Raw genomic sequence first — 11,842 nt, forward strand, 5'->3', positions numbered from 1 at the left:
TGGATGAGGACATTCGCTTCATGAAGAATCTGGTGTGGCTGCTCAAGTGGATACTGAAAGCAGCCATTTTTTTTACCCTGTTCGCATTCGCGCTGAACAACCAGCACGAGGGTGCGGTGCGCTTTTTCTTCGGCACCGAATGGCGTGCGCCCATGGTGCTCGTGGTGCTGGCCGCGTTCGCGCTGGGCCTGGCGCTCGGCGTGGTCGCTATGGCGCCGCGCTGGTGGCGCCAGCGCCAGGCCCAGCGTGGCATGGTGGTCGAGCCGCCCGTGCCCGCGCCCATCGCCCCGCCACCGCCTGCCGAGGCCGCCACCGACACCAGCCTGGGCAACGTGCCGCGTCATGGACTTTGATCTCGGCTGGATCCTGCTGGGCCTGCCGGTGGCCTTCGTGCTGGGCTGGCTGGCCTCGCGGCTGGACCTGCGCCAGCTGCGCATCGAGAACCGGCGCGCGCCCAAGGCCTACTTCAAGGGCCTGAACTACCTGCTCAACGAGCAGCAGGACCAGGCCATCGACGCCTTCATCGAGGCCGTGCAGAAGGACCCGGACACCACCGAGCTGCACTTCGCGCTGGGCAACCTGTTCCGCCGCCGCGGCGAATACCAGCGTGCCGTGCGCGTGCACGAACACCTGCTCTCGCGCGCCGACCTCAGCGCCGCCGACCGCCACCGCGCCCAGCACGATCTGGCGCTGGACTTCCTCAAGGCGGGCCTGCTCGACCGCGCCGAAGACGCGCTGCGCAAGCTCGAAGGCACGCGCTACGAGGCCCAGGCCCTGCTTGCATTGCTGGCCATCTACGAACGCTCGCGCGACTGGCCGCAGGCCACCGAGATCGCGCAGAAGCTGCAGGACCATGGCGAGGGCAGCTTCAGCGGGCGCATGGCCCATTACCTGTGCGAGCAGGCTGCCGCGCGCAACGCGGCGGGCGACCCGGACGGCGCGGCGCAGCTGCTCGCGCGTGCCATCGTCACCGCGCCGCAAGCACCGCGCCCGCGCATCGACCAGGCGCTGATGCAGGTCAAGGCCGAGCGGCATGCCGACGCGCTGCACACGCTGCTGGAACTGGCCGCCGTCGCACCGCAGTCTGTGCCGCTGATCGCCCACGCGCTGGCCCAGACCGGCAGCGCCAGCGGCCAGGCGGAACGCACGCTGGCCGCGCTGCAGGAAAGCTACGACCACTTCCCCTCGCTGGACGTGCTGGACGCCATCGTGGCCCTCGAAGGCGCACAGGGCGACCGGCGCGACCAGGCACGCCAACGCTACCTGCAGCACCTGGAGCGCGAGCAGTCGCTGGTGGCCACGGCGCGCTGGCTGGCCGGCGAGAAGCTCGAGCACGAGCAGTTCCATCCCCAGGTGCAGCGCGCCATCGAGCACGCCACGCGGCCGCTCACGCGCTACCGCTGCGCCGCCTGCGGTTTCGAGGCCAAGCAGCACTTCTGGCAGTGCCCGGGCTGCCAGGCCTGGGACAGCTATCCGCCGCGCCGCGTGGAGGAACTATGACGACCACCCCTGCGCTGCTGCGCAACCCCTTTCCGAGCCGCGACGCGCTCGCCGAAGCCCGCGTGCTCGTCGTCGGCGACGCCATGCTGGACCGCTATTGGTACGGCGCGGTCGACCGCATCTCGCCCGAGGCCCCCGTGCCCGTGGTGCGCGTCACGCGCGAGGAAGAGCGCATCGGCGCGGCGGCCAACGTGGCCTACAACATCGTCACGCTGGGCGCGCAGGCCTCGCTGCTGACCGTGGTCGGCGAGGACGAAGCCAGCCACAAGCTCGAGGACTTGGTCGCCGCCACCGGCATCGTGCCGCATTTCGGCCGCGACGCGCAGATGCGCACCACGGTCAAGCTGCGCGTGATCGGCCGCCAGCAGCAGTTGCTGCGGCTGGATTTCGAGACCGTGCCCGAGACCGAGACGCTGGCCTCGCAGTCCGCGCTGTTCGCCGAACTCATGCCGCAGCATGCCGCCGTGCTCTTTTCCGATTACGGCAAGGGCGGCCTGGCCCACGTGGAGCAGATGATCGAAGCCGCGCGCGCGGCCGGCAAGGCCGTGCTGATCGACCCCAAGGGCAGCGACTACTCGCGCTACCGCGGCGCCACGCTGATCACGCCCAACCGCGCCGAACTGCAACAGGTGGTCGGCGGCTGGCGCAACGAGGACGAACTGCGCGCCAAGGCCCAGCGCCTGCGCAGCGAACTCGCGCTCGAAGGGCTCCTGCTCACGCGCAGCGAGGAAGGCATGACGCTGTTCGACGAACATGGCGAGGCCCATGTCGCGGCCCAGGCGCGCGAAGTCTTCGACGTGACGGGCGCCGGCGACACCGTGATCGCCACCATGGCCGCGCTGGTCGCCGCCGGCTGCAGCCTGCGCGACGCCATGCCCATGGCCAACAAGGCCGGCGCCATCGTGGTCGGCAAGTTCGGCACGGCCACGGCCAGCTACGAAGAACTGTTCGGGACCGATTGAGATGCCACGCTACGTAGTCACCGGCGCCGCCGGCTTCATCGGCAGCAACCTCGTGAAGGGTCTGAACGCCCGCGGCGAGACCGACATCATCGCGGTGGACGACCTCACGCAGGGCGACAAGTTCCGCAACCTCGTGGACCTCTCGATCGCCGACTACGTGGACGCGGCCGACTTCTACACCCGCTTCGACCAGGGCCACTACGGCCGCGTCGAGGCCGTGTTCCACGAAGGCGCCTGCAGCGACACCATGGAGAGCAATGGCCAGTACATGATGGCCAACAACTACACGCTCACGGTGCACCTCTGGGAAGCCTGCCAGCGCCAGCGCACGCGCTTGCTGTATGCCTCCTCGGCCGCCACCTACGGCGGCTCGGCCGTGTTCAAGGAAGAGCCGGCCAACGAAGCACCGCTCAACGTCTACGGCTACTCCAAGCTGCTGGTGGACCAGCGCCTGCGCCGCGAGATCGGCACCGCATTCGAGCGCGCGCGCCAGCAGACCGTGGGATTCCGCTACTTCAACGTCTACGGCCCGCGCGAACAGCACAAGGGCCGCATGGCCAGCGTGGCCTTCCACCAGTACCACCAGTTCCAGGCCGAGCAGCAGGTGCGCCTGTTCGGCGAGTACGGCGGCTACGCACCCGGCGAGCAGGAGCGCGACTTTGTCTGGATCGACGACGTGGTGGCCGTGAACCTCTGGTTCCTGGACCACCCGGAACGCTCGGGCCTGTTCAACCTCGGCACGGGCCGGGCCCAACCCTTCAACGACGTGGCGCTGGCCGTGGTCAACGCCCGCCGCGGCACTGCGCTGACGCTGGAGGAGGCCGTGCAGCAGGAGGCCATCGTCTACACGCCCTTCCCCGATGCGCTGCGCGGCAAGTACCAGTGCCACACCCAGGCCGACCTCACCGCCCTGCGCGCGGCCGGCTGCGACCATGCCTTCGCCGACGTGCGCACGGGCGTGACGGCCTACATGCAGGCCCTGGCCCTCGCGGGCGCCTGAGCCCATGCGCAGCGCCCTGGTCGCCGTGCTGCTGGCCCTGGCCACGCCCGTCTGGGCGCTCGAAGTCAACCAGGCCAGCGCCGCAGAGCTGGACGGCCTGCGCGGCATCGGCCCCGGCCTGTCCACGCCCATGCTCGAGGAGCGCGCCAAGGCGCCGTTCCGCGACTGGGCCGATCTGATGGCCCGCATCAAGGGGATCGGGCCGGGCAACGCGGCGCGCTTCTCGGCCCAGGGCCTGCGCGTGAACGGCCAGGCCTACGAACCGCCCACGCCAGCGTCCAAGGCCGCCTCCGCCGCGCACTGACCGAAGCCCCCGCCGCCCGGCGTGTGGATCTCGAACACGTCGCCGGGCTGCATCTGCACCTGGCCGATGTGGCCCAGTGCCTCCACGCGGCCATCGGCGCGCAGCACGCGGTTCAGGCCCGGCGCACCGGGGTCGCCGCCGGCCATGCCGAAGGCCGGGTGCACGCGCCCGTTCGACAGGATGCTGGCCGTCATGGGCTCCAGGAAGCGCACGCGCCGCACGCCGCCGTCGCCGCCGCGCCAGCGGCCGGCGCCACCCGAGCCGGCGCGGATGGCGTAGCTCTCCAGCCGCACCGGGAAGCGGTGCTCCAGCACCTCGGGATCGGTCAGGCGCGAGTTCGTCATGTGGGTCTGCACGACGCTGGTGCCATCGAAACCCTGGCCCGCGCCCGAGCCGCCCGCGATCGTCTCGTAGTACTGGTGCTGCGCGTTGCCGAAGGTGAAGTTGTTCATCGTGCACTGGCCGGCCGCCATCACGCCCAGCGCGCCGAACAAGGCATTGGTGATGCAGGTCGAGGTCTCCACGTTGCCCGCCACCACCGAGGCCGGCGGGTTCGGGTTCAGCATGGAGCCCGGCGGGATGATGACCTTGAGCGGCTTGAGGCAGCCCGCGTTGAGCGGGATGTCGTCGTCCACCAGCGTGCGGAACACGTAGAGCACGGCCGCCATGCAGACCGCCGTGGGCGCGTTGAAGTTGTGCGTCTGCTGGGGCGAGGTGCCCGTGAAGTCGATCACGGCGCTGCGCGCCGCGGCGTCCACGCGCACCGCCACCTGGATCTGCGCGCCGTTGTCCAGCGGCAGCCTGAAGGCACCGTCCTTCAGGCGCGTGATGACGCGGCGCACCGATTCCTCGGCGTGGTCCTGCACATGACCCATGTAGGCGCGCACCACGTCCAGGCCGTGTTGCGCCACCATGCGGCGCAGCTCCTGCACGCCCTTCTCGTTCGCCGCGATCTGCGCCTTGAGGTCGGCCAGGTTCTGCTGCGGATTGCGCGCCGGGAACTCCCCGGAACGCAGCAGGGCCAGCAGCTCGGCCTCGCGCAGCTGCCCACGCTCGACCAGCTTGAAGTTGACGATGCGCACGCCCTCTTCTTCGATGCGCGTGGAGAACGGCGGCATCGAGCCCGGCGTGCTGCCGCCGATGTCGGCATGGTGGCCGCGCGAGCCCACGTAGAACAGCGGCTGCGCGTCGTCGTCGCGCAGGTAGACCGGCGTGATCACCGTCACATCGGGCAGGTGCGTGCCGCCGTGGTAGGGATCGTTCAGCGCGAACACGTCGCCCGGCTGCATCCGGCCCTGGTTGGCGCGGATCACGGCCTGGATGCTCTCGCCCATGGAGCCCAGGTGCACGGGCATGTGCGGCGCATTGGCGACCAGGTGGCCGGCGCCGTCGAACAGCGCGCAGCTGAAATCCAGGCGCTCCTTGATGTTGACCGAGTGGGCGGTGTTCTGCAGCTGCAGGCCCATCTGCTCGGCGATGTTCATGAACAGGTTGTTGAAGACCTCCAGCAGCACCGGGTCCACCGTGGTGCCGGCCGCATGGGCCAGGGCGCGGGCCTGGCGGCGCTGCAGCACGAGGTGGTCTCGGCCCGTCAGCCTGGCCTCCCAGCCGGGCTCCAGCACCGTGGTCGCATTGCGCTCGGCGATGATGGCCGGGCCGGCGATGCGGTCGCCGGGCCGCAGGTCCTCGCGCACCACCAGCGCGGCCTCGCGCCAGGCGCCATCGCAGTACATGCGCACCTGCGCGCGCACCGGCGTGGGCCGTGGCGCGGCCAGCGGCAGCAGCGGCTCGGCCGGTGCATCGCCCGCCAGCACCGCCTCGACCGACACGGCCTCGACCACCAGGGCCTTGCCCGGCATCCCGAAGGAGAAACGCTGGCGGTAGGCGGCCTCGAACGCGGCCTGCATCTGGTCCAGACCGCCGAAGGGCACGACCAGCGCCGTGTCGCTGCCCTGGTAGCGCAGGTGCACGCGCCGGTGCACCAGGGCGGCGCCCTCGCCGAAGGCCTGGCGCGCAAGTTCGGTGCCGGCCGCATCGACCAGGCGCTCCAGCGCGGCCACCACGGCCGGCAGATGCTCGGACAGCAGCGGCAGCTCCAGGGCCTGCTCGCGGATCACGGCCTGGTCCGCGAGGCCCATGCCGTAGGCGCTCAGCACGCCGGCCAGCGGATGCACGAAGACCCGGTCCATGCCCAGCGCATCGGCCACGAGGCAGGCATGCTGGCCGCCCGCGCCGCCGAAGCACTGGAGGGTGTAGCGCGTCACGTCGTAGCCGCGCGCCACCGAGATCTTCTTGATCGCATTGGCCATCTGCTGCACCGCGATCGCGATGCAGCCCTCGGCCACCTGCTCGGCGCTGCGCCCGGCCTGGGCCGCGAGTTCGGCGAAGCGCTGGCGCACCACGGCCAGGTCCAGCGGCGCCTCGCCGCCCGGTCCGAACACGCGCGGGAACCAGTCAGGCTGCAGCTTGCCCAGCAGCACGTTGGCATCGGTCACCGCGAGCGGGCCGCCACGGCCGTAGCTGGCCGGCCCCGGGTTGGCGCCCGCGCTCTGCGGTCCCACGCGAAAGCGCTGGCCGTCGAACTGCAGGATGGAGCCGCCGCCGGCTGCCACGGTGTGGATGGACAGCATGGGCGCACGCATGCGCACGCCGGCCACCTGGGTCTCGAACTCGCGCTCGAAGCTGCCGGCGTAGTGCGACACGTCGGTCGAGGTGCCGCCCATGTCGAAGCCGATCACGCGCGCCTCGCCGCCCGGCGCTGCCGCGTCATCGGTGCAGGCCAGCTCCGCTGTCCGCGCCATGCCCACGATGCCGCCGGCCGGGCCCGACAGGATCGCGTCCTTGCCCTGGAAGGCATGGGCATCGGCCAGCCCGCCGGAAGACTGCATGAACAGCAGCCGCACGCCCGGCATCTGCTCTGCGACGCGGTCCACGTAGCGGCGCAGGATGGGCGAGAGGTAGGCATCGACCACCGTGGTGTCGCCGCGGCTCACGAGCTTCATGAGCGGGCTGGTGCGGTGCGAGGCGCTGACCTGGGTGAAGCCGAGCTCGGTGGCGATGCGCGCGGCCGCCTGTTCGTGCGCCGTGAAGCGCCAGCCGTGCAGGAACACGATGGCCACGCTGCGCAGGCCGCCGTCGAAGGCCTGTTGCAGCTGCACGCGCAGCCCGTCCTCGTCCAGCGGCTGCAGCACCGCGCCATCGGCCGCCACGCGTTCTTCGGCCTCGACCACGGCGCTGTAGAGCAGCTCGGGCAGCACGATGTGGCGGTCGAACAGCCGGGGCCGGTTCTGGTAGGCGATGCGCAGCGCATCGCGAAAGCCGCGCGTGGTCACCAGCAGCGTGGGCGCGCCCTTGCGCTCGAGCAGTGCGTTGGTGGCCACCGTGGTGCCCATCTTCACGCAGGCCACGCGCTCGGCCGTGATGGGCTCCCCACTGGCCAGGCCGAGCAGTGCGCGGATGCCGGCCACGGCCGCGTCGTCATAGCGCTCCGGGTTCTCGGACAGCAGCTTGTGCGTGACAAGGCTGCCGTCGGGCCGGCGGCCCACGATGTCGGTGAAGGTGCCGCCGCGGTCGATCCAGAACTGCCAGCGGGCGGGGGAAGGGGAAGCGGTTTCGTTGGTTTGCATGCGCAGGACTCCGCATGCATGGTACGTGCCCGCCCTTGCGGACAAACACGGGGCGGGTGGCCCGGGAATTGCGTCTATGCTGGCTTTCTTCGCCTTCCCCATCCACCGGAGAGACCATGAAGCTTCATTCCGTCCTGCTCGCGACTGCCGCGCTGGCCTGTGCGTCCCATGCATCCGCCCAGGCCAAGTGGGACCTTCCGGCCGCCTACCCGGCCACCAACTTCCACACCGTCAACCTGAACCAGTTCGCGGCCGACGTGGACAAGGCCACCGGCGGCAAGCTCAAGATCACGGTGCATGCCAACGCCTCGCTGTTCAAGGCGCCCGAGATCAAGCGCGCCGTGCAGGGTGGCCAGGCCCAGGCAGGCGAGATCCTGCTCGTGAACTTCCAGAACGAATGGCAGGTGTTCGGCGCCGACGGCATCCCGTTCCTGGCCGACAGCTACGACTCCGCCTGGAAGCTCTACCAGGCGCAAAAGCCGCTGCTGGACAAGAAGCTCGGCGAACAGGGCATGGCCCTGCTCTACACCGTGGCCTGGCCGCCCCAGGGCATCTACGTGAAGAAGCCGATCCAGTCCGCCGCCGACCTCAAGGGCGTGAAGTGGCGCGCCTACAGCCCGGCCACGGCCCGCATCGCCGAGCTCGTGGGCGCCCAGCCCGTCACGGTGCAGGCCGCCGAACTGTCGCAGGCCATGGCCACCGGCGTCATCGAGTCCTACATGTCCTCGGGGTCCACCGGCTTCGACACCAAGACCTACGAACACATCAAGTACTGGTACGACACCCAGGCCTGGTTGCCCAAGAACGCCGTCATCGTCAACAAGGCCGCGCTCGACGCCCTCGACGCAACGACCAGGGCAGCGCTGCTCAAGGCCGCTGCCGAGGCCGAGACGCGCGGCTGGGCGGCGTCCAAGAAGGAAAACACCGACACGCAGGAAAAGCTCAAGGCCAACGGCATGAACATCCTGCCGCCGCCTGCGCAGCTCAAGGCCGACATGGCCAAGGTCGGCGACACCATGCTCAAGGAATGGCTCGACAAGGCCGGCCCCGACGGCAAGGCCCTGGTCGACGCGTACCGCAAGTAAGCGCAAGGCATGCGTCGCCTGCTCGACGCGCTCTACGACGGCGCCGCCTGGCTGGCGGCGCTGTTCATGGTCGCGCTGCTGATCTCCGTGCTGCTGTCCATCCTGGGCCGGCAGCTGCATTTCAACATTCCCGGCATCGACGCCTATGCAGGCTACCTGATGGCCGCCGCCGGCTTCCTGGCGCTGGCGCACACGCTCAAGCGCGGTGAGCACATCCGCGTGACGCTGCTGATCAACGCCCTGCGCGGGGGTGCACGCAGGGCGCTGGAGCTGTGGTCGCTGGGCCTGGCCACGCTGCTGGCATTGTTGTTCGCGTTCTACAGCTGCCGTCTGGCCTGGCAGTCTCACGCGTTCCACGACATCTCCACCTCCAACGACGCAACGCCGCTGTGGATCCCGCAGCTGGCCATGGCGGTCGGCACGGTGGTGTTCGCCATCGCCTTCGCCGACGAGCTGGTGCTCGAGCTGCGCGGGCGCCGCGTGCAGGCCGCCAGCGGGGAGGCGCTGCGCAATGAGTGACCTCGCCATCACCGGCCTGCTGGTGCTGTCGCTGTTCCTGATCCTGGGCAGCGGCGTCTGGATCGGCCTCACGCTGTCGGGCGTGGCCTGGATCGGCATGCAGATGTTCTCCTCCAGGCCCGCCGGCGACGCCATGGCCGTGACGATCTGGGGCTCCGCTTCGAGCTGGACGCTCACGGCGCTGCCGCTGTTCGTCTGGATGGGCGAGATCCTGTTCCGCACGCGGCTGAGCCAGGACATGTTCAAGGGCCTGTCGCCCTGGATGCAGGCCCTGCCGGGGCGGCTGCTGCACACCAACGTGGTGGGCTGCACGATCTTCGCGGCGGTGTCGGGCTCCAGCGCCGCCACCTGCGCCACCATCGGCAAGATGACGCTGCCCGAGCTCAAGCGCCGCGGCTACCCCGACCACATGGTCGTGGGCACACTGGCCGGCGCCAGCACGCTGGGGCTGCTGATCCCGCCGTCCATCATCATGATCGTCTACGGCGTGGCGGCCGAGGTCTCGATCGCGCGGCTGTTCATCGCCGGGGTCGTGCCCGGCCTGGTGCTGGGCCTGCTGTTCTCCGGCTACATCATGCTGTGGGCCCTGCGCAACCCCGAGCAGGTGCCCGCGGCGGATGCGAAGACCAGCTTCGCGCAGAAGCTCGCGGCCTCGCGCAGCCTGATCCCGGTGGTGCTGCTCATCGTGGCGGTGCTGGGCTCCATCTACACGGGCATCGCCACGGCCACCGAGGCGGCGGCACTGGGCGTGGTGGGCTCGCTCATCATCTCGGCGGCGCAGGGCTCGCTGAACTGGGCCACCTTCCGCGATGCGCTGCTGGGCGCCACAAGGCTGTACTGCATGATCGCGCTGATCCTCGCGGGCGCGGCCTTTCTCACGCTGTCCATGGGCTACATCGGCCTGCCGCGGCACCTGGCGGAGTGGATCGCCACGCTGGGCCTGAGCCAGGGCCAGCTGATCGCGGCACTGGCCGTGTTCTTCATCATCCTGGGCTGCTTCCTGGACGGCATTTCCATGGTGGTGCTGACCATGGGCGTGCTGATGCCCACGGTGCAGAAGGCCGGCATCGACCCGATCTGGTTCGGCATCTTCATCGTGCTGGTCGTGGAGATGGCGCAGATCACGCCGCCCGTGGGCTTCAACCTGTTCGTGCTGCAGGGCATGACGGGCAAGGAGCTGCCCTGGATCGCCAAGGTCTCGGTGCCGATGTTCGCGCTGGTGTGCCTGGCGGTGCTGCTGCTGTACCTGTTCCCCGGCCTGGTCACCTGGCTGCCGCAGAAGATGATGTGACGGCCGCACGCAGCACCGGGTCGTCCAGCAGCGACTGGCAGCGCCAGCCCGTCGCCGCCTGCACCGCCGCCGCATAGGGCGGCAGGTTGGTGCATTCCAGCACCAGCGTGCGCAGTTCGGGCGCGCGGGCCTGCAGCGCCAGGGCCGCGGCGACCACCTCGGCCTCGGCCCGGGCGGCATCCAGCGCATCGGCGTTGCCCAGGATCGCGGCGACGAAATGGCTGTCCGGCGCCACGCCCTGCACCACCACATCGGGCAAGCGCGCGGACGGTACGCCGGCCGCATGCAGGTGTGCTGGCGTGAGCGCTCGGGCATCGATGGTCAGCACCCCCACCCGCTGCGCCGCGTCCAGCAAGGGCGGCAGCTGCAGCAGGCTGGAGCTGCGCACGGGGACGGGAGTCACCGCTTGCAACAGGTCCTGCAGCAGCACCAGAAAACCGCAGCTCGTCGTCACGGCGCAGGCGCCCTGCGCTGCCAGTGCCCGCACGGCATCCACGAAGGCCGGCGCCATGGCCCGCAGCGCGGTCGGCGAGCCGACCACCTCGCGCGGCCACGCGCCCGCCACGCGCATGTGGCGCACGGCGCAGCCAAAGCTGTCGGGATGGCCGATGTCGCCGAGCGGGCGGGGAAAGCGCGTGTCCAGCATGACCACGCCCAGCCAGCCCGTGGCTGCGGCTACAGTGGCGGGCGAACCGTTCCGAGTCACCACACCATGCTATCTGTCATCGCCGTCTGTTGCGGCGCCTGCCTGGGCGCGCTGGGCCGCTGGGGCCTGTCCCTGTGGCTCAACGCCCATGGCCCGATCCCGCTGGGGACGCTGGCAGCCAATCTGATCGGGGGCTATCTGATCGGCGTGTGCATCGGCATGTTCGAGGCCGCACCGGCCTTGCACCCGGCGTGGCGGCTGGCGCTCGTCACCGGATTCCTGGGTGCGCTGACGACGTTTTCCAGCTTTTCTGCCGAAGTCGTGCTCATGCTGCGGGACGAACGCTACGGCGTGGCACTGGCCACCGCAGCCATCCATCTGCTCGGCTCGCTGGCGCTGACCATTGCGGGCTTGCGCACCGTGCTCGTGCTGCGCTGACGGCGTTCAACGCCGCCAGCCGTCGCGGTGCCGGTGGCCATGCCTGTGGCCGTGCCGGTGCCCATGGAAATGCGGCGGCGGGCCATAGTAGATGGGTTGCGGCTGGTAGTAGACCCGCGGCGGCGGCACGTAGTAGACGGGCGGCGGCTGGTAGTAGCGTGGCGCCGGCGCCACATAGACGGGCGGCGCCACATAGACCGGCGCATTGCCCACGATCACCTGGGCCCCGGGCGCACCCACGCCGACCGACCACACCACGTCGCGCGCCTGCGCGCCCGTTGCCAGGGCCAGGCCGGCCATGCCGATGGCCGCAGCGGCGATCCAGCGGCCTGCTTGCTCGTTTGCCATGTGCGTACTCCTTCGATTGCGTCGCCGCAGACTGCGGCCATGTGGCTATTGACGCACGAAGATGCAAATGGATGACGCAGCGCGCGTTAAACAGGTTACGGCGGGTAACGGATGCCGCGCCGG

The 11,842-nt window shown here is 70.1% G+C and carries 12 protein-coding genes; 9 read left to right on the forward strand and 3 right to left on the reverse strand.

Annotation, left to right across the window (positions count from 1 at the left end; all coding sequences use genetic code 11):
* Positions 1–20: 20 nt before the first annotated feature.
* From IE209_RS27515 to IE209_RS27535, 5 genes are read left to right on the forward strand one after another with little or no spacing between them, the layout of a single operon-like run.
* On the forward strand, positions 21–353 hold the full coding sequence (locus IE209_RS27515; RefSeq protein ID WP_189690076.1) for a lipopolysaccharide assembly protein LapA domain-containing protein: 333 nt from the start codon (positions 21–23) through the stop codon (positions 351–353).
* Positions 343–1,500, forward strand: a complete 1,158-nt coding sequence (gene lapB / locus IE209_RS27520) for a lipopolysaccharide assembly protein LapB (RefSeq protein ID WP_189690077.1) — start codon at positions 343–345, stop codon at positions 1,498–1,500. Before IE209_RS27515 ends, lapB begins: the two co-directional genes overlap by 11 nt.
* Positions 1,497–2,462, forward strand: coding sequence for a D-glycero-beta-D-manno-heptose-7-phosphate kinase (gene rfaE1 / locus IE209_RS27525; RefSeq protein WP_189690078.1), 966 nt, complete (start codon positions 1,497–1,499; stop codon positions 2,460–2,462). Before lapB ends, rfaE1 begins: the two co-directional genes overlap by 4 nt.
* A 1-nt stretch (position 2,463) precedes the next feature.
* Positions 2,464–3,462, forward strand: coding sequence for an ADP-glyceromanno-heptose 6-epimerase (rfaD, locus tag IE209_RS27530; protein WP_189690079.1), 999 nt, complete (start codon positions 2,464–2,466; stop codon positions 3,460–3,462).
* A gap of 4 nt (positions 3,463–3,466) precedes the next feature.
* On the forward strand, positions 3,467–3,766 hold the full coding sequence (locus IE209_RS27535) for a ComEA family DNA-binding protein (RefSeq protein ID WP_189690080.1): 300 nt from the start codon (positions 3,467–3,469) through the stop codon (positions 3,764–3,766).
* On the opposite strand, the gene IE209_RS27540 is transcribed toward IE209_RS27535, so the two are convergent.
* Positions 3,718–7,392, reverse strand: coding sequence for a hydantoinase B/oxoprolinase family protein (locus IE209_RS27540; protein ID WP_189690081.1), 3,675 nt, complete (start codon positions 7,390–7,392; stop codon positions 3,718–3,720). The two genes, IE209_RS27535 and IE209_RS27540, sit on opposite strands and share 49 nt — an antisense overlap.
* A gap of 116 nt (positions 7,393–7,508) precedes the next feature.
* Here IE209_RS27540 and IE209_RS27545 point away from each other — a divergent pair, with 116 nt between their 5' ends.
* Genes IE209_RS27545 through IE209_RS27555 form a run of 3 tightly spaced genes read left to right on the forward strand, consistent with a single transcriptional unit; the run spans position 7,509 to position 10,287 of the window.
* Positions 7,509–8,477 carry a TRAP transporter substrate-binding protein gene (locus IE209_RS27545; RefSeq protein ID WP_189690082.1) on the forward strand — a complete coding sequence of 323 codons (969 nt, stop codon included), beginning with the start codon at positions 7,509–7,511 and terminating at the stop codon, positions 8,475–8,477.
* Between the two features lie 9 nt (positions 8,478–8,486).
* On the forward strand, positions 8,487–8,996 hold the full coding sequence (locus IE209_RS27550; RefSeq protein WP_189690083.1) for a TRAP transporter small permease: 510 nt from the start codon (positions 8,487–8,489) through the stop codon (positions 8,994–8,996).
* Positions 8,989–10,287: a TRAP transporter large permease gene (locus IE209_RS27555; protein WP_189690084.1), complete on the forward strand. Its 1,299-nt coding sequence runs from the start codon at positions 8,989–8,991 to the stop codon at positions 10,285–10,287. The genes IE209_RS27550 and IE209_RS27555 overlap by 8 nt, the downstream gene beginning before the upstream one ends.
* Here the strand turns inward: IE209_RS27555 and IE209_RS27560 are convergent.
* Positions 10,259–10,993 (reverse strand): aspartate/glutamate racemase family protein, encoded by a 735-nt coding sequence (locus IE209_RS27560; protein ID WP_229883080.1) that lies wholly within the window; start codon positions 10,991–10,993, stop codon positions 10,259–10,261. The genes IE209_RS27555 and IE209_RS27560 overlap by 29 nt on opposite strands.
* 6 nt (positions 10,994–10,999) lie before the next feature.
* On the opposite strand from IE209_RS27560, the gene crcB reads away from it, so the two are divergent.
* Positions 11,000–11,371 carry a fluoride efflux transporter CrcB gene (crcB, locus tag IE209_RS27565; RefSeq protein ID WP_189690085.1) on the forward strand — a complete coding sequence of 124 codons (372 nt, stop codon included), beginning with the start codon at positions 11,000–11,002 and terminating at the stop codon, positions 11,369–11,371.
* Positions 11,372–11,377: 6 nt separating this feature from the next.
* Here crcB and IE209_RS27570 read toward each other — a convergent pair whose 3' ends face one another.
* A complete protein-coding gene (locus IE209_RS27570; RefSeq protein WP_189690086.1) occupies positions 11,378–11,719 on the reverse strand; it encodes a hypothetical protein in 342 nt (113 codons plus the stop codon).
* Positions 11,720–11,842: the final 123 nt, after the last annotated feature.

It is taken from the genome of Pseudorhodoferax aquiterrae (assembly GCF_014652235.1).
Classification (GTDB): domain Bacteria; phylum Pseudomonadota; class Gammaproteobacteria; order Burkholderiales; family Burkholderiaceae_C; genus Pseudorhodoferax; species Pseudorhodoferax aquiterrae.